Source organism: Actinomycetospora callitridis (genome assembly GCF_028737265.1).
Taxonomy (GTDB): domain Bacteria; phylum Actinomycetota; class Actinomycetes; order Mycobacteriales; family Pseudonocardiaceae; genus Actinomycetospora; species Actinomycetospora callitridis.
Window position 1 is genome coordinate 976,779 of record NZ_JAQZAK010000002.1, and the last position, 23,234, is coordinate 1,000,012.

At 74.5% G+C, this 23,234-nt stretch carries 24 protein-coding genes and 3 tRNA genes; 8 read left to right on the forward strand and 19 right to left on the reverse strand.

What is annotated here, in order from left to right; translation table 11 throughout:
* Positions 1-60: 60 nt before the first annotated feature.
* Genes PH191_RS10625 through PH191_RS10640 form a run of 4 tightly spaced genes read right to left on the reverse strand, consistent with a single transcriptional unit; the run spans position 61 to position 5,168 of the window.
* Complete coding sequence (locus tag PH191_RS10625) at positions 61-1,593, reverse strand: ATP-binding protein (protein WP_274194534.1); 1,533 nt, start codon at positions 1,591-1,593, stop codon at positions 61-63.
* Positions 1,590-3,257 (reverse strand): NAD(P)/FAD-dependent oxidoreductase, encoded by a 1,668-nt coding sequence (locus tag PH191_RS10630; RefSeq protein WP_274194535.1) that lies wholly within the window; start codon positions 3,255-3,257, stop codon positions 1,590-1,592. The genes PH191_RS10625 and PH191_RS10630 overlap by 4 nt, the downstream gene beginning before the upstream one ends.
* Before the next feature lie 58 nt (positions 3,258-3,315).
* Complete coding sequence (locus tag PH191_RS10635; RefSeq protein ID WP_274194536.1) at positions 3,316-4,236, reverse strand: hypothetical protein; 921 nt, start codon at positions 4,234-4,236, stop codon at positions 3,316-3,318.
* Positions 4,233-5,168 (reverse strand): hypothetical protein, encoded by a 936-nt coding sequence (locus PH191_RS10640; RefSeq protein ID WP_274194537.1) that lies wholly within the window; start codon positions 5,166-5,168, stop codon positions 4,233-4,235. Before PH191_RS10640 ends, PH191_RS10635 begins: the two co-directional genes overlap by 4 nt.
* A gap of 168 nt (positions 5,169-5,336) precedes the next feature.
* On the opposite strand from PH191_RS10640, the gene mycP reads away from it, so the two are divergent.
* Together mycP and PH191_RS10650 are read left to right on the forward strand one after the other, a co-directional pair.
* Entirely contained in the window at positions 5,337-6,791 is a 1,455-nt protein-coding gene (gene mycP, locus PH191_RS10645) for a type VII secretion-associated serine protease mycosin (RefSeq protein WP_274194538.1), read from the forward strand.
* Positions 6,792-6,861: 70 nt separating this feature from the next.
* Positions 6,862-7,719, forward strand: a complete 858-nt coding sequence (locus PH191_RS10650; protein WP_274194539.1) for a nitrilase-related carbon-nitrogen hydrolase — start codon at positions 6,862-6,864, stop codon at positions 7,717-7,719.
* 7 nt (positions 7,720-7,726) lie between these two features.
* On the opposite strand, the gene PH191_RS10655 is transcribed toward PH191_RS10650, so the two are convergent.
* Both PH191_RS10655 and PH191_RS10660 read right to left on the reverse strand, forming a co-directional pair.
* Positions 7,727-8,494 (reverse strand): GIDE domain-containing protein, encoded by a 768-nt coding sequence (locus PH191_RS10655; protein ID WP_274194540.1) that lies wholly within the window; start codon positions 8,492-8,494, stop codon positions 7,727-7,729.
* Between the two features lie 117 nt (positions 8,495-8,611).
* Positions 8,612-9,451 (reverse strand): PhzF family phenazine biosynthesis protein, encoded by an 840-nt coding sequence (locus PH191_RS10660; protein ID WP_337994057.1) that lies wholly within the window; start codon positions 9,449-9,451, stop codon positions 8,612-8,614.
* 372 nt (positions 9,452-9,823) lie between these two features.
* Between PH191_RS10660 and PH191_RS10665 the strand changes: the two genes are divergently transcribed.
* Positions 9,824-10,597 (forward strand): coniferyl-alcohol dehydrogenase, encoded by a 774-nt coding sequence (locus PH191_RS10665; protein ID WP_274194542.1) that lies wholly within the window; start codon positions 9,824-9,826, stop codon positions 10,595-10,597.
* A 92-nt stretch (positions 10,598-10,689) separates the two neighbouring features.
* A complete protein-coding gene (locus tag PH191_RS10670) occupies positions 10,690-11,505 on the forward strand; it encodes a serine protease family protein (protein ID WP_274194543.1) in 816 nt (271 codons plus the stop codon).
* 3 nt (positions 11,506-11,508) lie between these two features.
* On the opposite strand, the gene PH191_RS10675 is transcribed toward PH191_RS10670, so the two are convergent.
* The gene (locus PH191_RS10675) at positions 11,509-11,712 is read right to left on the reverse strand and encodes a hypothetical protein (RefSeq protein WP_274194544.1); all 204 of its coding nucleotides are present in this window, start codon (positions 11,710-11,712) and stop codon (positions 11,509-11,511) included.
* Positions 11,713-11,909: 197 nt separating this feature from the next.
* On the opposite strand from PH191_RS10675, the gene PH191_RS10680 reads away from it, so the two are divergent.
* Complete coding sequence (locus tag PH191_RS10680) at positions 11,910-12,308, forward strand: nuclear transport factor 2 family protein (RefSeq protein WP_274194545.1); 399 nt, start codon at positions 11,910-11,912, stop codon at positions 12,306-12,308.
* Complete coding sequence (locus PH191_RS10685) at positions 12,305-12,436, forward strand: hypothetical protein (protein WP_274194546.1); 132 nt, start codon at positions 12,305-12,307, stop codon at positions 12,434-12,436. The genes PH191_RS10680 and PH191_RS10685 overlap by 4 nt, the downstream gene beginning before the upstream one ends.
* 366 nt (positions 12,437-12,802) lie before the next feature.
* Here the strand turns inward: PH191_RS10685 and PH191_RS10690 are convergent.
* From PH191_RS10690 to PH191_RS10730, 9 genes are all read right to left on the reverse strand, one after another.
* Positions 12,803-12,876 (reverse strand) — tRNA-Phe (locus PH191_RS10690).
* A gap of 31 nt (positions 12,877-12,907) precedes the next feature.
* Positions 12,908-12,981: transfer RNA gene (locus PH191_RS10695), tRNA-Asp, on the reverse strand.
* A gap of 20 nt (positions 12,982-13,001) precedes the next feature.
* A tRNA-Glu gene (locus tag PH191_RS10700) sits at positions 13,002-13,074 on the reverse strand.
* Positions 13,075-13,148: 74 nt separating this feature from the next.
* Positions 13,149-13,889, reverse strand: coding sequence for a TetR/AcrR family transcriptional regulator (locus tag PH191_RS10705; protein WP_274194547.1), 741 nt, complete (start codon positions 13,887-13,889; stop codon positions 13,149-13,151).
* 79 nt (positions 13,890-13,968) lie between these two features.
* Positions 13,969-14,139 carry a hypothetical protein gene (locus PH191_RS10710; protein WP_274190983.1) on the reverse strand — a complete coding sequence of 57 codons (171 nt, stop codon included), beginning with the start codon at positions 14,137-14,139 and terminating at the stop codon, positions 13,969-13,971.
* A gap of 354 nt (positions 14,140-14,493) precedes the next feature.
* Positions 14,494-15,738: a serine hydrolase domain-containing protein gene (locus tag PH191_RS10715; RefSeq protein WP_274194548.1), complete on the reverse strand. Its 1,245-nt coding sequence runs from the start codon at positions 15,736-15,738 to the stop codon at positions 14,494-14,496.
* Positions 15,739-15,742: 4 nt separating this feature from the next.
* Positions 15,743-16,633, reverse strand: coding sequence for an alpha/beta fold hydrolase (locus tag PH191_RS10720; protein WP_274194549.1), 891 nt, complete (start codon positions 16,631-16,633; stop codon positions 15,743-15,745).
* A 26-nt stretch (positions 16,634-16,659) separates the two neighbouring features.
* Positions 16,660-17,925, reverse strand: a complete 1,266-nt coding sequence (locus PH191_RS10725) for an FAD-dependent monooxygenase (RefSeq protein WP_274194550.1) — start codon at positions 17,923-17,925, stop codon at positions 16,660-16,662.
* Between the two features lie 110 nt (positions 17,926-18,035).
* The gene (locus PH191_RS10730; RefSeq protein ID WP_274194551.1) at positions 18,036-18,842 is read right to left on the reverse strand and encodes a phosphatase PAP2 family protein; all 807 of its coding nucleotides are present in this window, start codon (positions 18,840-18,842) and stop codon (positions 18,036-18,038) included.
* Between the two features lie 104 nt (positions 18,843-18,946).
* On the opposite strand from PH191_RS10730, the gene PH191_RS10735 reads away from it, so the two are divergent.
* Positions 18,947-19,807, forward strand: coding sequence for a hypothetical protein (locus tag PH191_RS10735; protein ID WP_274194552.1), 861 nt, complete (start codon positions 18,947-18,949; stop codon positions 19,805-19,807).
* A gap of 54 nt (positions 19,808-19,861) precedes the next feature.
* Here PH191_RS10735 and PH191_RS10740 read toward each other — a convergent pair whose 3' ends face one another.
* Entirely contained in the window at positions 19,862-20,035 is a 174-nt protein-coding gene (locus PH191_RS10740) for a CsbD family protein (protein ID WP_274190989.1), read from the reverse strand.
* Positions 20,036-20,104: 69 nt separating this feature from the next.
* Positions 20,105-21,871 carry an MFS transporter gene (locus PH191_RS10745; protein WP_274194553.1) on the reverse strand — a complete coding sequence of 589 codons (1,767 nt, stop codon included), beginning with the start codon at positions 21,869-21,871 and terminating at the stop codon, positions 20,105-20,107.
* 59 nt (positions 21,872-21,930) lie between these two features.
* Between PH191_RS10745 and PH191_RS10750 the strand changes: the two genes are divergently transcribed.
* Positions 21,931-22,305, forward strand: a complete 375-nt coding sequence (locus PH191_RS10750) for a VOC family protein (RefSeq protein WP_274194554.1) — start codon at positions 21,931-21,933, stop codon at positions 22,303-22,305.
* Positions 22,306-22,337: 32 nt separating this feature from the next.
* Here PH191_RS10750 and PH191_RS10755 read toward each other — a convergent pair whose 3' ends face one another.
* The gene (locus PH191_RS10755; protein WP_274194555.1) at positions 22,338-23,231 is read right to left on the reverse strand and encodes an LLM class F420-dependent oxidoreductase; all 894 of its coding nucleotides are present in this window, start codon (positions 23,229-23,231) and stop codon (positions 22,338-22,340) included.
* Positions 23,232-23,234: the final 3 nt, after the last annotated feature.

Here is a 23,234-nt window from a genome sequence, read left to right on the forward strand (position 1 = left end):
CCGTGGTGAGCCGCCGTCTGGCGTCCGGGCTCACCGGCGCCGCCACCACTGACCGGGTGCTCAGGCGTCCTCGAGCTCGTCGCCCGGCGTCGTCTCGCGCGTCGGACCGTCGATCGGCAGGCAGACCTCGAACGTCGTCCCGCCCGGGCCGGTGCGGACGCGGACGTCGCCGTGGTGCTTCTTGACGACGATGCGCCAGGAGATGTCCAGGCCCAGCCCGGTGCCCTCGCCGACGTCCTTGGTGGTGAAGAACGGCTCGAAGATGCGCGGGCGCACGTCCTCGGGGATGCCCGGGCCGGTGTCGGAGATCTCGACGACGGCGTTGCGGCCGTCGCGGCGCGTGCGGATCGTCAACGTCCCCCTATCGGCGTGCTCCCCTTGATCGTCGCCGGTCGACCTCATGGCGCCGACGGCATTGTCGATGATGTTGGTCCACACCTGGTTGAGCTCGGCGGCGTAGGCCGGGATCTTCGGCAGGTCGGGGTCGAGCTCCTTGACCAGCTGGATGCCCTCGAGCTTGCGGCTCATCATCATCAGCGTCGACTTGAGCAGCACCCGCAGGTCGACCTCGTCGAACGGCGCGCGGTCGAGCTGGGAGTACTGGCGCGCGGCCCCCACGAGGTTGGCGATGCGCCCGGTCGCGTCGGTGATCTCGCCCATCAGCGTCTCGGTCTCGACGGCGTAGGCGATCCAGCGGACCGCGGCCTCGATCGACCCCTCGGGCACCGCGCGCTCGACCTTGTCCAGCCACTCGGCGTCCAGGCCGCCCGCGACCAGGACCGGCGCGAGGTCCCAGGCACCGGCGACGCTGCGCTGGTCGAGCCAGTCGCCGAGCTCGTCCTCGGCGTCCGAGGCCTCCATCACCGAGAGGTCCGGGGCGGTCTCGGCCCGGCTGACGGCGTCCTCCTGCAGGTCGACGAGCTGCGCGATCGTCTCGCCGTCGAGCTTGCCGCAGGCCAGCATCCCGAGCTTGTGCCGCATCCCGGCGACCCGGCTGCGCAGCGACTCGGTGGCGCGCTGGGCCGCGGCTGCGGGGTTGTTGAGCTCGTGGGTCAGGCCGGCGGACAGCGAGCCGAGGGCGAGCAGCCGCTCGCGCTCGCTGGTGATCGTCGACGTGCGGCGCATGCCGACGACGAGGCCCTCGAGCAGGTGGATCGGCAGCGGGAACCACTCGCGCAGCGCCTCGGCCCACTCGGTGGCGGGCAGCGCGAGGAACGTCGCGTCCCGCGTCGCCCGCAGCGAGTGCATGTAGGTCTGCTCGGCGTTCGGGATGTAGGCCTGGGTCGAGCCGCCGTAGGTGCCGCGCTGGCTCGTGCGCGTGGTCTCGACCTCGTCGCCGCGCACCGTCTGCAGCATCGCCATCTCGCCGGAGAGCAGCACCCAGAAGCAGGCGGCGGGGTCGCCCTCGCGGCAGACCGTCTCGCCGGCGGAGGCCGTGACGACGTCCCCGTGGTGCGCGAGCCAGTCGAGCTGGGCGTCGTCGAGCTTCTCGAACAGGAAGAGCTCCCGCAGCTCGTCGCGGGTGAGCTTCTCGGGGATCTGCTCGGTCCCACCCGCGGAGCCCGCGGAGCGGGCTTCGGAAAGCTCAGTCATCGGTTCTCCAACCATCGGTGCACCAGACTCACGGCCATCGCGCCCTCACCGACCGCGGATGCGACGCGCTTGACCGACTCGGCCCGGACGTCGCCGACGGCGAAGACCCCGGGCACGGACGTCTCCAGGTGGAACGGATCCCGGTCCATTTCCCATCCCGCGGGACGCCGGCCGTTCGGACCCCCGGGCAGGTCGGGCCCGGTGAGGACGAAACCGCGGCCGTCGCGGGCCACGACGCCGTCCAGCCAGTCGGTGCGCGGGGCGGCGCCGATGAAGACGAACAGCCAGGAGGCCTCGACCGTCTCCTCGGCGCCGGAGTTCCTGTCACGCAACGTCAGCTTCTCGAGGTGCTCGGTGCCGGCCGCGGCGACGACCTCGGTGCAGGTCCGGACCTCGATCAGGGGGCTCGCCTCGATCTGCGCGATCAGGTAGTGCGACATGGACGCCGTCAGCGACGGACCGCGCACGAGCATGATCACCCGGCTCGCGTGCCGGGAGAAGTTCATCGCCGCCTGGCCCGCGGAGTTGGCGCCGCCGACGATGTAGACGTCCTGGGCGGCGCACGAGGCGGCCTCGGTGGCGGCGGCGCCGTAGAACACGCCCTGCCCCGTGTGCTCCTCGAGCCCCGGGCAGTCGAGCATCCGGTACGAGACCCCGGTGGCCAGGACGACGGCGTGCGCAGTGATCTCCGAGCCGTCGTCGAACGTGATCACGCGGGACCGCCCGCGCGGCTCCAGCGAGGTGACGGTGCGGGTGGTGAGCACCTCGGTGCCGAACTTCTCGGCCTGCAGGCGCGCCCGCGTCGTCAGCTGGTCGCCCGAGACGCCGTTCGGGAAGCCGAGGTAGTTCTCGATGCGGCTCGAGGTGCCGGCCTGCCCGCCCGTCGCCCGCGACTCGACGAGCACCGTGCGCAGGCCCTCGGAGCCGCCGTACACGCTCGCCCCGAGACCGCCCGGGCCGCCGCCCACCACGACGAGGTCGTAGACGGCCTCCGAGGCAGTGGTGGCGAGGCCCGCGGACTCGACGACCTGGGCGTCGGTCGGCTGGATCAGCGCCGTCCCGTCCTCGGTGATGACGACGGGCAGCTGGTCGGGATCCGCGCCGGCCGCCTCGAGCAGGCGGGCGCCCTCGGGCTCGTCGGCGCGCAGGAAGTCGTAGGAGAGCTGGTTGCGGGCGACGAGGTCGCGCAGCTCGTAGGAGCGCGACGACCAGCGGTGCCCGACGATGCGCACGGGGGCCGACGGCCGGTCCGGGGTGTCGCGCCACGCCGCGAGCAGGCTGTCGACCACCGGGTAGAGCTTCTCCTCCGGCGGGTCCCACGGCTTGAGCAGGTAGTGGTCGAGGTCGACGACGTTGATCGCGGTGATCGCCGCCTCGGTGTCCGCGTAGGCGGTGAGGAGCACGCGCCTCGCCCGCGGGAACAGGTCCATGGCCTGCTCGAGGAACTCGACGCCCGACATCCGCGGCATGCGCTGGTCGGCGAGGATCACCGCGACCTGCTCACCCCGCAGCGCGATCTCCTTGAGGGCGTCGAGCGCCGAGGGGCCGGACTCGGCACGCACGATGCGGTGGTGCTCGCCGTACTCACGTCGTAGGTCGCGGGCGACGGCGCGGGAGACCCCGGGGTCGTCGTCCACGGTCAGGATCACCGGGCGGGCTGGCACGTCTCCGAGCGTAGGCCCTCGACGGCCCTACTCGATCGATCGAGAAGGTCACTCCGGCCTAGTCGCTGCTGCTGCTCGACCCTCCGGAGTCGCCCGAGCCCGAGGAGTCACCGGAGCTCCCGGTGTCCCACCACGTCGAGTCCCCGCCGTCGTCCCCGCTGCCCCGCGTCAGCGTCGCGTCCCGCGCCGCGCGGATCTTCGCGTCGAGCTCGGCGCACACCCACACGACGAACGCCGCCGCGGCGGGCGAGAGGCGCTCGGGCACGCGGGCCTGGGGGTGGACGCGACCGCGGCGGCACGGGCCGAGGCGCACCAGCCAGGCCTCCCCCTCGTCGTCGACGAGGGTGCGCCGCGGCACGGGGTGGGTGCCACGGACCTCGAGGTCCAGCCGGCGGCCCTCGACCGCGATCTCCCAGCGACGCTGCCCGGCGGGGCCGAAGCGACGCGCGACGAACACCGGTCCACTCGCGCCGCTCGCGGTCATCTGCCCGGCGCGGGCCCGCAGGCGCAGGCGGCGCTCGCCGTCGTCGAGGAAGGCCGACGGGCCGCCGCGGTCCTGGCGTTCGTTGACCGTCACCGCCCCCGGGACGTGGTCGACGTCGACGACGTGGCGCACGGTGTCGCCCGGCCGGCCGACGTCCTGCGGGCCCGGGCGGCGGACGCGCACCGGCTGGCCCGTCCCGTAGGTCCGGACGTCGTCGCGCGCGCGCCGGTGGATCGCCGAGACGAGCTGGTGGACCAGACCCCACACGAGGATCGGGACGAGGACGATCACGGCGGTGAGGACGTTGACCGCGCCGTCGTCGGCGATCCCCGGCTCGGGCGAGGGGTCGAGGGTCACCGCGATCGCCGCCGCGACGCCGGCGAGCAGCAGCGCGCCCGCCCACCAGAGGTAGCGGTGATGCCCCAGGCGGCGCGGCGACCAGCGGGGCGCGGGGCCGCCGTGGGCGGGGCGGACCGGGTCGAGCGTGGCGGTCACGGGATCCTCTCCTGCTCCTCGTGGCCCGTCCACGTGTCGGCGACGGGCTCCGGTGGCGTGGCACCGACGTCGCGGCCGTAGCTGCGGACGCGCTCCTGGTGGGTCTCGAGCTCGCAGAACAGCCACAGGCAGAACGCCACGGCGTCCGGTGCCAGGTCCTCGGGCAGCCGCCCGTGCGGCCGCAGGCGGGCGGCGCGCCCGCCGCGCAACTGGTCGAGCAGCGACGGGACGCCCATCTGCACCAGCCAGGCCGTGCCGTCGGGCTCGAGCAGCGTGCGCCGCGGCACCGCCTGGATGCCGCGCACGTCGCAGGTGAGCCTGCGGCCGTCGAGGTCGATCTCCCAGCGGGCGCGGTAGCGGCCCGGGAGCGTGCGGCGGGTCGCCCGGTGGCGGACGGCACCGGCGCGGACGCTCGCGGTCAACGTGCCCCGCCCGCTGCGCAGGCGCAGCTCCTTGTCGCCGGCCTCGAGGAAGCGGTGACGGTTGCCGTGGGCGGCGCGCTCGATCACCCGTGCAGCGTCCGGGACGTGATCGACCTCGACGTGCAGCAGGACGTCCTCCGCCGGGCGGAGCCAGGAGGGAGCGTCGGGGTCCGGCGGGGGCGCGGCGCCCCGGACGGCCTGCCCGGTGCCGTAGAGCCGGACGTCGTCGGGGACCCGGCGGCGGAGGGCGCCGACGAGCTCGGCGCCCGCCATCCACACCAGCACCGGCGCGAGGAGGCCCACGGCGACCACGACGGTCAGGGCGCCGGCGTCGGTGATGCCCGCCTCCGGGGAGTCGGTGGACCCGACGGCGATCACGACGGCGAGGGCCGCGAGCACGACGGACCCGGCCCACCACAGATAGCGGTGGTGGCCCAGCCGTGCCGGGGACCACCGCGCGGCGGGGCCGCCGCCGGCCGGCCCGGGCTCGCGCGTCGTCGTCGCGGTCATCGTTCTCCTCCCTCACCGGCCAGCCTGGTGGCTACACAGAGAGACGACAAGTTCGGACAGTAGGCCGAACGGGTGGACGAGTCCAATGGATCACCGGCGGCAGCCACGGTGGGTGCAGCTTCCGCGAACGGCCCCGGCGATCCGCCCGGGCGCCCTACCATCCGCGGCGTGGGGGAGATCGCCCGTCGAGCGGTGCGCGGGGCGGTGGGGCTCGTCGCGGTGGCCCTCGTCGCGGTGGCCCTCGTCGCGGTGGCCCTCGTCGCGGTGGCCCTCGTCGCCCTCGGCCCGGCCGCCGTCCCGGCCGGTGCCGCCCCCGCCCTCCCCGTCGACGCGCCGGTGCCGCCGCCGCCCGACGCGCGGGCGCTCGCCGCCCTCGATCCCGAGCCCCACCCGTTGCCCGGCGTGCGGTCCCGCGTCCCGTGCGTGCGTTCGACCGGCGACGGCGTGATCCCCGGGGCGCCCTGGAGCCAGCAGCGTCTGCGGTTCACCGACGCGTGGCGCTTCACCCGCGGAGCGGGCCAGACCGTCGCGGTGATCGACACGGGCGTCAGCCCGCACCCGCGGCTGGCGGGACGCCTCGTCGACGGCGGCGACTTCGTCGGTCACGACGGCGGGCTGCTCGACTGCGACGGTCACGGCACCCTCGTCGCCGGCATCGTCGCCGCGACGTCCGACCCGGCCACCGGGTTCGTCGGCGTCGCTCCCGACGCGCGCGTCCTCTCGATCCGCCAGTCGAGCCTCACGGTGAGCACGACGAGCCCGGACGGCACCACCGGCACGGGCGGCGGGAACGTCGACACCCTCGCCGAGGCGATCGTGCGCGCGACCCGCCTCGGCGCCACCGTCATCAACGTCTCCGAGGCGGCGTGCGTGCCCGCGGCCTCGGCGGGTCCGGCGCTCGCGCCCCTACGTGCCGCGGTGCGGGCCGCCGTGGACGCCGACGTCGTCGTCGTGGCCGCGGCCGGCAACGTGGGGTCGGGAGCGTGCACCCAGGGCGCCGACGGGCAGGGCGCAGGCCAGGTGGTCGCGCCGGCGTGGTTCGGCGACGACGTGCTCTCGGTCGGCTACACGCGCCGCGACGGCCTGCCGTCGCCGCTGAGCCTGCGCGGCCCGTGGGTGTCGCTCTCCGCGCCCGGCTCGGAGATCGTCTCGCTCGACCCGGCAGGCCCCGGGGTGGTCGACACCGTCGCCCCGATCGGCGCCGAGCGCAGCGTGCCGATCGAGGGCACGAGCTTCGCGGCGCCGTACGTCAGCGGCGTGGTCGCGCTGGTCCGCGCCCGCTATCCGGGCCTCGACGCCCGCCAGGTGATGGCGCGCGTCACCGCGTCGGCCGACCGTCCCGGCGGCGCGCCCGCCTCCGGCGGGGCCCACGACGACGCGGTGGGCGCGGGCACCGTCGACCCCGTCGCGGCGGTCGCCGACGTCCGCCCGGACGAGTTCACCGGCGACGGTCCGGCGTCGGTCTCGCCCGCAGGGGCGGGCCGGGTCGACCTGAGCGACGGCCGCGATGCACACTCCGGATCGCGCACGGTGGCGCTGGCCGGGTCTGCAGCCGCAATGGCGCTGCTGGGCGGAACCGGTCTGATCGTCCTCGTCGCGCGACGGGCACGTCGGTCGCGCTGAGGCGACCGGGGGCCCGGGTGGAGTCCCCGTCCCCCCACGCCGCGTTCGGCGACGATCCCGAGGAGCCCGCGTGCGCATCACGCTCGCCCAGACCGACGCCACGCTCGGGGACGTCGACGGCAACATCAAGCGCACCGAGCGCGTGGTCGCCGAGGCGGCCGACGCCGGCTCGGACCTCGTGGTGTTCCCCGAGCTCGCGCTCTCGGGCTACCAGGTGGGCGACGTCCCGCACGACCTCTCGATGGCCCCGGACGACCCGCGGTTGCTGCGCATCTCCCAGCGCGCCGGCGGCGCCGGGGTGCTCGTCGGGTTCCCCGAGGCCGGCGGCCACGGCCTGCACACCTACAACAGCGCGGGCTACTACGAGGACGGCCGGCTCGTCCACACCCACCGCAAGCTCTACCTGCCGACGTACTCGACGTTCGAGGAGCGCAAGCACTTCCTGCCCGGGCAGCACTCGCGGGCCTACGGCGTGAAGGGCGGGCGGCACCGGGCGGCCACGCTGATCTGCAACGACGCCTGGCAGCCCCAGGTCGCCTTCCTGTCCACCCAGGACGGCGCGCACATCCTGCTCGTCCCGGCCAACTCGGCGCAGTCGATGTCGCCCGAGCGCTACGACTCCAAGGAGTACTGGCGCAACATCACCACGTTCTACGGCCGCATCTACCAGCTGTTCGTGGTGTTCGTGAACCGCGTCGGCGTCGAGGGCGGCCTGACGTTCTGGGGCGGCAGCCACATCGTCGACCCCTGGGGCGAGGTCGTCGGCGAGTGCGGCGAAGGCGCCGAGGCCGAGGAGACCTGCACGGTCGACATCGACCTCGCCGACGTGCGCAGGCGCCGTCGCGACATCCCGCTCGTGCGCGAGGCCCGCCTGGGCCTGCTGCGCCGCGAGATCGACCGTCTCCTCGACGAGGGCGGGGACCTGTGAGCTCCGCTCACAGCAGCCCGACGACCACCAGCACGATCCCGAGGACGGCGACCGCCGAGCCGCCCCACGCCCACCAGCGCTGAGCGCCGGCGGCGGAGGCCTTGAGCTCCTCCTCGGAGCGCGTGGACACGATGAAGGGTTCCGACGACGACTCCGGCTTGCCGATCACCAGCGGGCCGATGCGGTCGTGGACCTCGCCCAGGATGTAGAGCTGCTGGCCCGGGCGGATGACCCACTCCGTGTAGGTCATGCCGAGGGACTGGCTGCCGCCGCTGAAGAAGCCGCCGCCGCTCGGACCCTGGCCACCGGGGACGAAGTTCTCGTGGACCTTCTCGGGGCGGTCGGGGGCGACGCCGTTCGGGTCGACGCCGATGATCCCGGAGTCGTCGACCAGCGCGTAGCCCTGGCGCGAGGTGTCGTCGAGGACGGTGTCGTTCTGCTCCCGGCGCCGCCAGTCGCCGTCGGAGTCGCGGTACTGCTCGCTGTACTTGTGGACCACCGTCTGGCGGTACCAGACGCACTCGACGCCGCTCTGGGGCGCGCGCAGCGGGCCGTCGGGGTGCGGGTGCGCCGCGCCGACCACCTCACAGACCTTGCGGAAGCCCCCGACGGTCCCGAGGTCGGCCAGCGTGCGTCGGTGCTCCTCGAGCTCGGCGATCGGCAGGGTCTCGGCCGCGATCATCGCGTGCCGGCGTGCACGGGTGCGCTGCGCCATCAGGAAGCCCGCCACCCCGAGGGCGACGAGGACGAGACCGACGATCCACACGGCTGCCACTCCCGCTGTCCTCGGCCGGCGACGCTCGCCGACACCGCTCACAGAGAGTGACACATGGCGGATCGAGGCGCCAGTGAGAGACCTCTGAGGGGTGGGACGCCTACCCTCGGTGAGACGTCAGATCTTCGTCGCCTCGGCGAGCAGCTCGCCACGGCTGACGGTGACCGCGTCGCCACGCAGGTAGACGCGCTCGCCCGCGAGCTCGACGCCGACCTCGCCGCCACGCGGGGAGAGCTGGGCACCGACCAGGCGGTCCCGCCCGAGCCGCGACGACCAGTACGGGGCGAGGCAGCAGTGCGCCGAGCCCGTCACCGGGTCCTCGTCGATCCCCACGGCGGGCGCGAAGAACCGGGAGACGAAGTCGGGCGCGCCCGGCGTCGGGCCCTCCTCGGCGCGGGCGGTGACGATGACGCCCCGCCCACTGGCCGCCCGCAGCACCGAGAGGTCCGGCTCGAGGTCGCGCACCTCGTCCGCCGAGGGGATCTCGACGAGCACGTCGTAGCGGCAGCGGGCGATCTCGACGATCGCGGCGCCCAGCGCGTCGGCGAACTCGTCGGCCAGGTGACTGTCCGGCAGCGCGGAGATCGGCTCGTCCACGGGGAAGTCGAGCTGGATGCCGCCGCCCGGCAGCGCCTCGGCCCGCAGCACTCCCGACGCGGTGCGGAACGCGATCGGCGACTCGGCGAGACCCTGCTCGAACAGGACGTGCGCGCTCGCCAGCGTCGCGTGACCGCAGATCTCCACCTCGACGGTCGGGGTGAACCAGCGCAGGCCCACCTCGCCCGTCGACGCGAGGGTCGAGAGGTCGACGAACGCCGTCTCGGACACGTTCACCTCGGCGGCCACCGCCTGCATCCACGCGGCGTCGTCGGCGTCGGTGAGACACACGCCGGCCGGGTTGCCGGTGAAGGGCGAGGACGTGAAGGCGTCGACGAGGAGGAGCTGCACAGCCTCCATGGTGCCGTGTGCGACGCCGCTCGGGCAGTCGGATCGCTCGGCGCCCGCCGACACGGCCCCCCGACCGGGCCGGCCCGGGGCGTGGGCCGCCCCACCACGCCCCGGACTCGGGTTCCGGCGGGGACGCCGGGGGGTCAGGGCTGCGCTCCGACGTCGAGGGGCTGCGACATCGCGCGCTCCGATCCCGTGACCGTCACCTGCGTACCGACCGTCACATCCCACCCGTCCGGAAACAAGGATCTGCACCCCGACGGCCGAAGATCGACACCAGGAGCGACGGGTGGATCACGGCGTGCCGCAGCTCGTAGGGCAGGAGGTCGATCCGGGACTGCCCCGACGGGGTGACGCGGAGACGCCGCTACCGTGCCCGTCATGAGCACGGTCTTCCTCGTCACCGGCGCCTCGTCGGGGGTGGGACGAGCGCTCGCCCAGTTCCTGGGGCGCCACGGGGTGTCCGTCGTCGGACTCGACCGCCGCGATCCGCCCGACCGCGAGGTCTCGCACATCCCCTGCGACCTCGCGGACCCGTCGTCGATCGACACCGCCGTCGACCGCCTCGACGGCCAGGTCGACGCGCTCGCCAACGTGGCCGGCGTCCCCGGCACGGCTCCGGTCGAGACCGTGCTGTCGGTGAACTTCCTCGGCATGCGCCACCTCACCGAGCGCCTGGTGGGACGCATCCGCCGCGGCGGCTCGGTGGTCAACGTGTCCTCCTCCGAGGGGCGCCACTGGGTGGCACACCTCGCGGAGCTGCGCCCCCTGCTCGCCACCCGCACGTTCTCGGAGGGCCTGCGCTGGTGCCGGGAACAGCGCCCCGACCGCCCGATCTACGAGGTCTCGAAGGAGGCCGTCCTCGCCTACACGACGGCGTCGTCGACGCTGACCTGGGCGGACGGGGTGCGGATGAACGCGGTGGCTCCCGGGACGGTACGGACGCCGTCGCTGCCCGAGGTCGAGCGCTCCACCGACCCGCGGCGTCTCGCGCGCCAGCGCACCGCGGCGGGCCGGGACGCGGAGGCAGCGGAGATCGCCTCGGTGGTCGCGTTCCTGATGTCGAACGAGAGCCGCTGGGTCAACGGCCAGACGCTCGCTGCCGACGGCGGGGTCTCCGCGGCGACCACCTGGGCGGCGCTGCAGTCGCGGTGATCCCTTCTCCGCCGCGCCCCGATCGTGCGTCACCCGGTCGTGGGTGACGGCGTTGGTCCCCATGGACGCGACGGACGCCCCGGGGAGACCACATGCCTGCACGACGCTCGGCCCGCCGCACCCTCGCCGCGCTGGTGACGGGTGCCGCCGTGGCGGCGGGAGCCTGGCTCGCCGTCGCGCCCGCGGACGCCGCCCCGGGTGACGAGCCGGTGCCCACCGCCCCGGGCGTCCACCCCGGCGTGCAGACCCGCACCGACGGCGGGCAGTGCACCTCGAACTTCGTCTTCACCGACGGCGAGGACACCTACCTGGGGCAGGCCGCGCACTGCTCGGGCACCGGGGGCGCGGACCAGGTCGACGGCTGCACCGCGGGCTCGCTGCCCCTCGGCACACCCGTGGAGATCGCCGGCGCGAGCCGCCCGGGCGCCCTGGCCTACAACTCCTGGCTCGCGATGCAGGAGGCCGGCGAGAGCGACCCGGACGCCTGCGCCTACAACGACTTCGCCCTCGTGCGCCTCGACCCCGCCGACGCGGCGAGCGTCACCGCCGCCGTGCCGGTCTTCGGCGGCCCGACCGCCGTCGACACCGACGGCACGCGTCCCGGCGAGATCGTGCGCAGCTACGGCAACTCGGAGCTGCGCGGCGGCGTCACGCTGCTCAGCCCGAAGATCGGCACCGTCGTCGCCACACGGGGCGGCGGCTGGAGCCACGACGTCCTGACCGCCACCCCGGGCATCCCCGGCGACTCGGGCAGCGCCTTCCTCTCGGCCGACGGCACCGCCCTGGGCGTGCTCTCCACGCTGCAGTTCGCGCCGGTGCCCGCGAGCAACGGCGTCAGCGACCTCGCGCGGATGCTCGACTACGCCCGCGACCACGGCGCCGGCGGCGTCCGGCTGGTCGCGGGGTGACCGTCAGCCGCTGAGCACCTTGCGGCGCCGCCCGGCGCTGCGCGCGGCCGGCACCGGCGGGGCCGGGTACGCGGACGCCCGGCGCCGTGCCTCGGCGGCCAGACGCTCCGACCGCGTCGTCCACCGTGTCGCCACCAGGTACATCGGCAGGCCGATCACCATCACCGAGATGACCAGGAACGCCCCGACCGCCACGATCCACTCCACGCCGGCCCCCCTTCGACTCCACTGCCGGTTTCGGGGACCGTGTCGCTCGATCGGGTGACGGCGTTACGAGCGACTTCTCCGGCGTCGACGAACGTCCGCGCGTCTCGCCGTCCGGTGGGGAGCACGGGACGAACGGTCGGCGGGCGCCTCCTCGACGGGTCGTTGACGACCGTGTCGGCGCCCGCGACGCTGCCGCGGTGGCGCACCCGAACGAGGTCTTCGTCCGCGAGCTCTACGCGGCGATGGACCGGGGCGACGGCCGCGCGCTGGCCAAGGCGCTCCGGCCCGACACCCGGTGGGTCATCGCCGGCGGAGGGGCGCTCGCCGGGACCCACGTCGGCCCCGACGCGATCTTCACGTTCTGGCGCCGGATGGCCGAGGAGACCGGCGGCGGGCTCCGCCTGGCGGTGCGCGACGTCCTGGCCGACGACGACCGCGCGGTCGCCCTGGTCGACGTCACGGGCGTGCGCGGCGACCGGACGTTCACGTCGTCCCAGGTGGTCGTCTTCGAGATCGACGGGCGCCAGGTGCGCGAGGCCCGGTTCATCCACGAGGACCAGGCCGCCTACGACGCGTTCATGGCGTCGGGCGGGTGAGCCGGCTGCCCGATGATCAGGCAGCCCAGGTGGTCGATCTCGATCTCTCTGGTGACCGCACGGGCTGGCTGACCTCGGTACGGCGCCGGCTCGCGCTGACGTCCTCGAGTCAGGACCGCCGGCCGTGACCGCCAGGACCAGCTCCGTCGGACGTCTCCAGACGACGGCGCAGCTCCGCCGCGTCGGAGACGCGGTCGAGCGGGTCGCCGTCGCCGGTCCGGGTGTCGACGCGGGCGGTCGCGACGAGGCGCTCCTGGTCGAGCTGACGCCGCCGCCCGGGGGTAACCAGTCGTCCATCTCGGCGAGGCGCTCAACCACGACCCGGCCGGCTCCGCGACCACGTCGGACACGCAGGATCGCCGCCAGGAAGAGCACCACCAGGACGCCGAACATGCCGCAGACGACGCTCGCGGTCAGGACGGTGTCCACCGGTCCAGCCTGCCCGGTCACTGAAAGCACGAAGCCCACCGGGCGTTTCCGCTGGTGGGCTGGTGTGGCCAGGGGCGGGGTCGAACCGCCGACCTATCGCTTTTCAGGCGATCGCTCGTACCGACTGAGCTACCTGGCCGAGAGGTCGAGGAAGAACCTCGACCGTGGAGCGACCCAGACGGGACTCGAACCCGCGACCTTCGCCGTGACAGGGCGACGCGCTAACCAACTGCGCCACTGGGCCTTGATCGTGCTGACCTACCGTACCCCCAACGGGATTCGAACCCGCGTTGCCGCCTTGAAAGGGCGGAGTCCTAGGCCGCTGAACGATGGGGGCGCGACCCTCTGGCTGAGGACCCTACCCGCCAACGGCGTACCCGTTGGGAGCGGACCAAGCATAGGTGACGGAGCTCAGGACTCCGGCACCCACCCCCTTCCGTCCCGCCGTCCGGCCAGGAGATGCGGCCCGAGCACCGCCCCCATGCCGCCCTCGGCGCGCCAGCCTTCCAGCCAACCGGGGTCGGCCGTGCAGTTCAGGAGCAGCTCCCAGTTCTCGCACACCCGCTGGGCGAGGTCGGCGAGCCGGGTGATGCCGAGGGAGACGACGAAGGCGCCCGCGGACACGTCGACCACCGTGCGCGCGAAGGAGGCGGGGTCGACCTCGGGCCGCAGGAGTCCCGTCTCGCCGGCGCGGGTGAAGAGGTCGAAGAAGACCTCCTCCCAGAACCGGAAGGGCCATCCGGGGCGGTGGGGGCCGGCGAAGCCCTGGGAGCACAGCCGCTGCCCGGCGCGCAGCGTGGTGCCGGCGAGGGCGTCCTGGACCTCGCGGGCCACCTGGGCCGCCGTCCGGAGGGGATCGAGGCCGCGTGCCGCGGCGCGGTCGACGATCTCGCGGCACACGACCTCCATCTCGTCGACCACGGCGAGCGCGATGCTCTCCTTGGAGACGAAGTGGAAGTACAGGGCGCCCTTGGTGACCTTGCTGCGCTCGAGGATCCGCGAGAGCGAGGCCTCGTGGTACGACGCGTCGGCGAACTCCTCGGCGGCCGCGGCGAGGATCGCGCTCCGCGTCGCCAGCGCCCGCGCCTGGCGCGGCACGACCCCGCGCGTCCCGGCGGGATCGCGCGATGCGGCCTCGGCGTGGTCGGACATCGGCGGTCACGCTAGCGCGGGAGCGACCCGGGGAGGGGCCGCCCACGCGCAAATCCGTCCTGGCTCGGACGAATTCGTCTCAGCGCCGGACGGGAGGCGGGTCGCCCCCCTCGCCGATGAGTCCGAGCATGTCGAGCAGTTCGCGGCAGTCCTCGGAGTCGAGGGAGTTGCGCGCCACGGCGATCCGGGCGCGGTGCACCTGGTCGTCGCTCACCCCGTAGACGTCGGCCGCCGTGCGCTGCGCCGGCACCGTCGGCTCGTCCGGCGCGGTGCGCTCGGGATGCGGTCCGTTCGGTCGTCGGCGAGGTCCTGATGTCGCATTCATGCTGGCTCCCGGTGGCCGCCTGGTCCCGACCCGCTGCCACAGCTCGCGCGGCGGGATCACCCGTCACGACGACGGCACCGGTCACTGGCTGTGCCCGATGCCGTCCCTCGTCCGAGTCGCGACGACGCTACCCAGCCGCCCGCACGGACGCAGCCCCCTTCCCGAGTGACGATCGGAAAGATTTCCGTGCACCCGCTTCGTCCCGATCCGGTCACGCAGCGCAACGATCGGGGCCGGCACGGTGGCGCGCACCCGGCCGTGCGCCTCGGGCGGACGCGCTCAGTCGATCAGTGCCTGGTAGACGAGCCCGCGCAGCTGCGTGCGGATGGGGTGCGCGCTCGAGGGCAGCAACTGGGTGAAGAACATCGCCGAGATGCGCTCGAGGGGGTCGACCCAGAACGCGGTGCTCGCCGCCCCGCCCCACGCCATCTCGCCGGGGCTGGCGGGCGTGCGGTAGCGGACGGGATCGGTCACCACCGAGAACCCGAGACCGAACCCGACCCCGTCGAACGGCATCTCGGCGAACAGGGGCCGCCCGACCTGCTCGAGGTCGAGGCCGCCGGGCAGGTGGTTGCGGCCCATGTAGTCGACGGTGCGGCTGCCGAGCAGGCGGACGCCGTCGACCTCACCGCGGCCCAGCAGCATCCGCGTGAACCGGTGGTAGTCCCCGGCCGTCGAGACGAGCCCGCCCCCGCCGCCGAGCCACGTGGGCTCGAGGGCCTCACGGGCCATGGCGCCCATGCCGGCCGTCTCGGCGAGCAGGGCACGGCCCGTCGAGGGGTTCTGGAGGTACAGGGCGGCGAGGCGGTCGGGGTCGTCGACGACGAAGCCGGTGGCGTCCATGCCCAGCGGCCCGAGGACGTTCTCCTGGAGGAACGCGTCGAGCGGCTGGCCCGCGACGACCTCGATCAGCCGGCCGAGGACGTCGGTGGCGTGGCTGTAGTTCCACTCCGTGCCCGGCTGGAACACCAGCGGCAGCTTCGCCCACGCCTCGACGCAGCCGGCGAGGTCGAGGCCCGCGGGCGCGGACCACTCGAAGCCGGCGGCGCGGTAGAGCTCGTCGACGGGGTGGGCGTGGTGGAAGCCGTAGGTCAGCCCGGCGGTGTGGGTCAGCAGGTGCCACACGCGGATGGGCTCCGTGGCCGCCTCGAGCAGCGGCTTGCCGGACGAGCCCTTGACGTACACCCGCGGCTCGGCGAACTCGGGCAGCCAGCGGCTGATCGGGTCGGTCAGCTCGAAGAGCCCGCGCTCCCAGAGCATCATCGCCGCCACCGAGGTGATCGGCTTCGTCATCGAGTAGAGGCGCCAGCGGGTGTCGTCGGTGACCGGCAGCCCGGCCTCCACGTCGCGGTGGCCGGCGCTCGACGAGTGCACGACCTTCCCGTCGCGGGCCACCACCGCGTGCCAGCCCGCGAGACGTCCGTCGTCGACGTAGCGGGTGAAGTGCTCCTGGATGCGGTTCAGGCGCGCCGGGTCGAAGCCCAGCTCCTCGGGATCGGCCTCGATCTTCAGGGGGCTGCTCACACCCTCATCCTCCCTGCGCGAGGAAGCCCCGCAACTCCTCCAGCACCTCCGCGGGCCGCTCCTCGGGCACGAAGTGGCCGCAGCGCTCGATGGCCCGGCCGCGCACGTCGTCGGCGTACTCGCGCCACATGTCGAGCAGCGGCAGCGTCGTGCCCATCACCCCGTCGGCGCCCCACAGCGCGAGCAGCGGCTGGGTGACCCGTCGGCCCGCGGCGTGGTCCTCCTCGTCGTGCGCGGAGTCGACGGGGTGGGCGCGGTAGTCGTCGAAGCCGCAACGCAGCGCCCCGGGCTGCGAGAACGCGCGGACGTACTCCGCGATCGCCGACGGCTCGAGGCCCTCGCGCGCGTAGGTCCACTTCTCGAGGAAGTAGCGCAGGTAGCCCTCGACGTCGGCGCCGGCCAACCGCTCGGGCAGGTCGGGCTGCAGGTGGAAGAGCCAGTGCCAGTACTTCGCGCCCAGGTCGCCGTCCATGCGCTGCCACGTGGCGCGGCTCGGCGCGATGTCGAGGACGGCGAGGCGCGTGACCTGCTCGGGCCGGTCGAGTGCCCAGCGGTGCGCGATCCGCCCGCCGCGGTCGTGCCCGACGACGGCGACCCGCTCGTGGCCGAGGTGCTCGACGAGCGCGGAGATGTCGCGCGCCATCGTGCGCTTGTCGAAGCCGCCCGTGGGCTTGTCGCTGGCCCCGTAGCCGCGCAGGTCGGGGACGATCACGGTGTGCTCGGCGGCCAGCGGTCCGGCGACGTGGCGCCAGCAGTGGCCGGTCTGCGGCCAGCCGTGCAGCAGCACCACGGGCGGGCCGCTGCCCCCGATGCGGTAGTGCAGGCGCAGCCCGTCGAGGGCGACGGTGTCGGGGGTGAGGACGGCGTCGGTGGAGCTCTCGATGGGGGTGCTCACGCGGCCGCATCCTCCCGCCCCGGGCGTCACCCGGCCATCGGACCGGCGGGGCCGGAGGGATCCCGGGACGGCCCCGCCACGCCGGGACGCTCCGGGCCCGGCCACCGTCCGTCGGACGGCCTCGGGCGACCGGCAGGCCCGCCCGCGACCGGACCCCACCCGCTGGCGTCGACGACGGCCGCCGTGGCGTCGATGGCGTCGGTGCGCCAGAGCCGGTCGCGCAGGCGGCGCACCAGGCCCTCGGCGTGGCAGAGGGCGGCGAAGTCGTGCGCCCGGACGGCCGTGGCCGCCCGCGGGTCCGCGCGCACATGGGCGTACTCGTCGAGCGCGGGCACGATCCGGCCGTCCGCATGGTCGAAGGCGCGCCCGAGCGCCGCCGCGTCGAGGAGATCGACCGCGACGGCCTGCGCCGTGTGCGGCAGCATCGGCTGGGCCGCGGCACCGACGACGGTCATCCGGTGGCGCGCGCCCCGCTGCAGCGGCACGTGGTGGCGCAGCACGCGCGGCGGGCGCGTCCCGACGGCCTCGCCTGCCGCTGCGCGGACGTCCGGCGCCGTGGCCGCCATGAGCCGCCCGACGACGGCGGCGACGCCGTCGCGGTGCATCTCGTCGAGGGCGTCGACGCGCACCGTCACCGACACCGTGCCCCCGCCGCCCGGGACTCCGGCGTGCGTGACGTGCAGCGACGGGGAGGACCACAGCCGCAGGACGCCGTCGGGCGGCGCCGGCCCGGGCGCGCGGTGCAGCAGATAGGGCGCGGAGACGGCGTGACCGCCGGCCAGGTGCCCCCGCAGCCGGCTGCCGGGGCCGTCGGCGCCCACCACGGCCTCGGCGCGGTAGGTCCCGCCGGAATCGTCGGTGACGAGCACGGCGTCCCCGAGGTCGTCCACCGAGGCCGCGGTGCGGCCGTACTCGACGGTGACCATCTCGTCGGCCGCGCAGGCCGTGACGAGCAGGGCGCGGAGCACTGCGTGCGGGACCAGGACGTAGGGGCGGCCGAACCGTGTGCGGACGGCGTCACCGAGATCGGCGACCCGCAGCAGCGCGCCGGTCACGGCGTCGGCGTGCGTGAGCCGGACCGGCTCCCAGGCCCGGGCACAGACGGCGTCGGCGAGGCCGAGGACGGCCAGCTCCCGCAGCGCGTGCGGGGGCAGGACGGCGACGTCCTGGTCGCCGTCCACGGGCGGGTCGCGCTCGAGGACGTGCACGGGGAAGCCCTGGTGGGCGAGGAAGAGCGCCGTGACGAGGCCGGAGACGCGTGCGCCCAGCACGAGCAGCGGTACGGCAACCACGGCTCACCTCGTTCACCCGAGCGGACGAGACAAGCGTAGGCAGAGCATCTCGGACGGAGCAATCGGGCGCCGGTTGGTGATCGACGCGCCCGATCGGCACCCGCCCGGCGTCAGTCTTTCGGGGAATCCGCCACGGGGTCGCGGAGCCACGGGTCCGGGGCCGGGCTGTCGCCCAGCCGGTCCCGGGCGTCGAGCACGCGGGCCAGCGTGACGCAGGTCGTGGCCAGCGCCGCGCCGAGGAGCCAGCCGGCGGTCACGTCGGTGGTCCAGTGGACGCCGAGGTAGACGCGGCTGGCGCCGACCAGGAGCGCGCCGAGGACGGCGAGCACGACCGCCACCGTGCGCACGAGGGCGGCGTGCCGCGTCCCGACGGTCAGGGCGATCACCGCGGCCGCCGTGAGCCCCAGCCCGAGGGCGCTCATCAGGGCGTGGCCCGACGGCAGGGACGCCGTCGTCTCCGGGGCGAGGCGCAGGAACTCGGGCGGGCGCGGACGCTCGACCGCGAGTTTGACCAGCCGGATCGTCACGGCGCCCGCGACCACGCCCAGCACCCAGATCAGCGCCGTGCGCCGGTGGCCGCGCCCGAAGAGCACCACGGCCGAGAGGACGGCGAGCCCGCCGGTGCCGACGGTGCCGCCGACCAACGAGACGCCCTCGGCGGCGGCGGTCAGCCCGGCGGCGCGGTTCTCGACGACCCAGCCCAGCACCGGTGAGTCCGCCGCGGCCAGGGCCTCGTCGGTGGCGACCAGGGCGAACGGGACACCCGCGAGGGCGACCAGGACACCGACGATCGCGGTGTCGCGCACCGCGCCGGGGACGGCGGCCAGGGCCCCGCCCGCGAGGCGGTCCGCGAGCGCCGCCAGCACGATGAGCAGTCCGAGGACCACCAGCGACACGGCGGTGGCGTCGAGAGCCACGGATGCTCCTCCTCCAGGTGTCGGGCACCGATCCGGTCGACGAACGATCGGACGCGCCGGTCCGGCGCCGGTATGGGGCGATCATCCCAAGGCAGACTGGGTGTGTGCTCCTCCTGGGCCTGCTCTTCGCGCTCGCCTCGGCAGGAGCCAACGCGGGTGCGGCGCTGCTGGAGGCGAGCGCCACCCGTCGGGCGACCCGGGCCGCGACGGTGGTGCTGCACCCGATGTACCTCGGCGGGCTGGCCCTCGACATCGGCGGCTGGGTGCTCACGGTGCTCGCCCTGCGCTACATGCCGATCGTCGCCGTGCAGGCGATCGTCGCCGGCCAGGTCGGCATCACGGTGATCGCGTCGCACTGGGTGTTCGACACCCCGCTGCGGCGTCTCGACCTCGCGGCGGCGGGGGCGAACGTCCTCGGCCTCGCGCTGCTGGTGGCGAGCGCGAGCGTCGACGACGAGCGCGTCCGGCCCACGACGGCCGGGATCGTCGCGCTCGTGATCGTCTTCGTGGTCCTGCTGGGGGTGTCGGTACCGATCGCCATCCGCAGCCGCCGCGCGATGCTCGTGTCGTTCCTCGCCGGGCTCGCGTTCGGCGGCACCGCCGTGGCGGTCCGGATGATCGACCTCGACGGGTCCCTCGGCGAGATGGCCCGCCAGGCGGTGGCCGACCCGGTGATCTGGACCCTGCTCGGCTTCGCGCTGCTGGGGCTCGCGCTCTACACGGTGGCGCTGGGTCGGGGGTCGGTCGGCCCGGTGGTGGCGGTGCTCGCGGTGACCGAGACGCTGGCGCCGGGCCTGCTCGGCCTCGTGGCGCTGGGCGACTCCGTGCGGCCGGGCTGGACGCCGGCCTTCGTGCTGGGACTGGTGCTCGCGCTCGGGGGCGTCGTGGTGCTGGCGCGCTCGCCGGCGCAGGCGTCCCTGTCGGGCGACGACGGCGCGGCGCCGCCGCCCCTCAAACGACTGTGAGGGACCGACGGCGGGGCGACCCGGTCCGGGCCGCCCCGCCGTCGGTGTCCGGCGTCAGTCGCGGAAGGCGTCCTTGACCTTCTCGCCCGCGTTCTTGAGGCTGCCGGCGGTCTGGTCCTTCTTGCCCTCGGCCTCGAGGCGCTCGTTGCCGACCGCCTTGCCGACGCCTTCCTTGACCTTGCCCTTGAGTTCCTGGGCCTTGTTGTCGACCTTGTCTTCCTGCGCCATGAGAGCCTCCTCACCACGCGCCGCCTCCGGCGCGCTGGACGGACGGGTAGGTACCCCCGGACGGACGCCTCAATCCGTCGCCGACGACCGGGTGCCCAGCGCGACGTCGCGGACGACCTCGCCGGACGCCGGGACGGCGACCCAGCCCACCTCGGGCGGGTGGCCGTCGGCCCGGGCGACGAGCTGGAACGTGCCCGCCTCGTGCGGCTCGAGGTGGAAGGCCCCGTCCTCGTCCACCGCGGCGACGGCCACCTCGTGGCCGTCGGCGCCCACGAGCGTCACCGTCGCACCCCCGAGCCCGTCCCCCTGCCGGTCGGTGACCCGGCCCCGCAGCGTCGACCCGTCGACCGCGACGGGGTGGTGCGGGACGGGGGTGTGGGCGGGGTCCTCCTCCGTCGTCGGCCCCTCGGCAGCGGTGGCGGCGCGCCGACGCCGGCGGTCGAGGGCGAGGTCGGCGAGCCCGAGCAGCAGCGCGAGGACGACGAACGCGACGGCGCCGATCAGGCCCTGGCTGATGGCCAGCGACCAGTCGCCGCCCGTCGCGGTGAGCTGGCCGAAGAACACCGCGCCGACCGCGGAGATGCCGACCGCCGAGCCGATGCGCTGCCCGGTCTGCAGGACGCCGGCCGCCGTGCCGCCCTCCCGCGGGGGCACCTCCTCGAGTGCGAGGGTCTGGTTCGGCGCGATGACGAAGCCGCTGCCGATGCCGGCGAGCAGGAGCGGCGCGGCGATCGCCCAGCCGACCTGCTGGGGATCGAGCCGTAGGACGACGTCGACGGCGATCAGCCCGACGGCGACCGCGAGGAGCCCGAGGACGACCAGCGACTTGCCCAGCCGCGACACCAGGCGCCCGCCGATCGCCGACGTCACGGCGGAGCCCAGCGCGAACGGCGTCAGGGCGAGTCCCGCCTCGAGCGGGGTGTAGCCGCGGCCGTTCTGCAGGAAGAGGGTGACGACGAAGAAGATCGCGGTGAAGCCGGCGAAGTAGAGCAGTCCCAGCGAGGTGCCCAGCGCGTAGCTCCGGGTGCGCAGCAGGCCGAAGTTCACCAGCGGGTGCCCGTGCGTCCGGCGGGCCCGGCGCTCCCAGGCGACGAACGCCAGCAGCAGGACGAGGGCGACCCCGAGCAGCCACCACGGCGCGCTCGTCGGGTCCTGCTCGGAGAGCACGAGCGGGGTCATGAGCGCCACGACCGCGCCGCCGAGCAGGACGGCCCCGACGAGGTCGAGCGGCCGCCGTTCCGTCGCCGTGGGCGCGTCCCTCGGGAGCAGGCGGACGCCGAGGACCAGGGCGGCGACACCGATCGGGACGTTGACGTAGAACACCCAGCGCCAGCCGTCGGCCTCGCCGCCCCACTGCAGCAGCAGCCCGCCGAGCAGCGGGCCGATGGCGGTGGAGATGCCGATCGCGGCGCCGAACAGCCCGAAGGCCCGCCCGCGCTCGCGGCCGGTGAACAGCTGCTGGATGAAGCCGATGACCTGCGGGTTGAGCATCCCGCCGGCCGCGCCCTGCAGCAGGCGGGCGGCGACGAGCGTCTCCGCGTTCGGCGCGATCCCGGCCGCGGCGCTCGTCAGCGTGAACAGCGCGAGCGCGAGCAGGAACATCTTCTTGCGCCCGCGGTCGTCGCCCAGACGTCCCGAGGCGACGAGCACCAGCCCGAAGGTCAGGGCGTAGCCCGAGACGACCCAGGACAGCTCGGCCGACGACGCGCCGACCCCCCGCTGCATCGCCGGCAGGGCGACGTTGACGATGCTGACGTCGAGCAGCGTCATGAACCCGGCGATCAGGCACACCGCCAGGGCGCGCCAGCGCCTCGGGTCGGGCTCGGGAGAACTCACCCCGCTGAGGTTCCCGCCGGTCACCGGGCCAATCGTGACACGAGACGGAGGGAACGCCCGTGGAGATCCTCTCGAGCCGCATCCTCGTGCGTCCGCGCGACTGGGAGCTGTCCCGGACGTTCTACGCCGAGACCCTCGGCCTCGCCGTGGCCCGCGAGTTCCCCGGCGGCGTGGTGTTCTTCCTGGGCACCGGCTACCTGGAGCTCTCGAAGGCGGGTGCGGTCGCGGTCGGCGACGACGCCCTGTGGCTGCAGGTCCGCTCGCTGCCCGACGCCGTCGCCGAGCTCCGGGGCCGGGGCGTGACGATCACGCGCGAGCCGGCCCGCGAGCCGTGGGGGCTCGACGAGTGCTGGATCGCCGACCCCGACGGCCGCGCGATCGTCCTCGTCGAGATCCCGCCCGGTCACCCGATCCGGACCGACCTGCGTACGTGAGCGAAGTTCACGGCTATAGCCGTGAACTTCGCTCACAGACCGAGGGCGCCCGCCAATTCGCGCAGGGCCGGGCGGGGGTCGGACATGGGGTTGTCGCCCAGGGCCTGGACCAGCACGTGGTCCGCGCCGGCGTCGAGGTGCGCGGTCACCGACGCCGCCACGGTCTCGAGGTCGCCCATGCCCACGAGGGCCCGCGCGAGGCGCTCCGAGCCGCCGCGGACCAGGTCGGACTCCTCGAAGCCCTGGCGCAGCCAGGAGTTCCGGTAGTTCGGCAGTCCCGAGTACACCTCGAGGTGCGCGTGGGCACGGCGCATCGCGTCCTCGGCGTCGTCGCCCACCGCGACGGCCTGCTCGGTGACGACCCACTTGTCCGGCCCCAGGGCCTCGCGAGTGACGCGGCTCTGCTCGGGGAGGACGAGGTAGGGGTGCACGCCGTCGGTCTCAGCGCCCGCGAGTTCGATCATCTTCGGGCCGAGGGCGGCGACGAGACGGGCGGGACGGCCCACGCCGGGCTCGATCTGCTCGGGCACCGCGGCCATCCGTGCGAGGTAGTCGCGCATCGTGGCCAGCGGCTTCTCGTACGTGCCGCCGCGGCCGCGCTCGACCAGCGGCGCGTGGCTCACCCCGAGCCCGAGCACGAACCGCCCCGGGTGCAGCGCGGTGAGCGTGCGCGCGCCGGACTCGGCGGCGATCGGGTCGCGGGCGTGGATGTTGGCGATGCCGGTGCCGACGACGAGGCGGTCGGTGGCGGCGAGGAACGCGCCCGCCTGCGTCAGCGTCTCCTTGCCGTAGGCCTCGCCGTAGAACAGCGAGCCGTAGCCCATCGCCTCGATGTCGCGGGCTGCCTGCTGCGCGTCCGGCATCGACCAGGTGTCGCTGGTCCACCAGACGCCGATGCGGGACGGGAAGTCGATCGGTGCGGCCACGCC

Bases quoted from the DNA above. Each gene is read 5' to 3' on its own strand.
- PH191_RS10625 (WP_274194534.1), bottom strand. From the start codon at position 1,593: ATGACTGAGCTTTCCGAAGCCCGCTCCGCGGGCTCCGCGGGTGGGACC.
- PH191_RS10640 (WP_274194537.1), bottom strand. From the start codon at position 5,168: ATGACCGCGACGACGACGCGCGAGCCCGGGCCGGCCGGCGGCGGCCCC.
- PH191_RS10660 (WP_337994057.1), bottom strand. From the start codon at position 9,451: ATGGAGGCTGTGCAGCTCCTCCTCGTCGACGCCTTCACGTCCTCGCCC.
- PH191_RS10665 (WP_274194542.1), top strand. From the start codon at position 9,824: ATGAGCACGGTCTTCCTCGTCACCGGCGCCTCGTCGGGGGTGGGACGA.
- PH191_RS10670 (WP_274194543.1), top strand. From the start codon at position 10,690: ATGCCTGCACGACGCTCGGCCCGCCGCACCCTCGCCGCGCTGGTGACG.
- PH191_RS10705 (WP_274194547.1), bottom strand. From the start codon at position 13,889: ATGTCCGACCACGCCGAGGCCGCATCGCGCGATCCCGCCGGGACGCGC.
- PH191_RS10740 (WP_274190989.1), bottom strand. From the start codon at position 20,035: ATGGCGCAGGAAGACAAGGTCGACAACAAGGCCCAGGAACTCAAGGGC.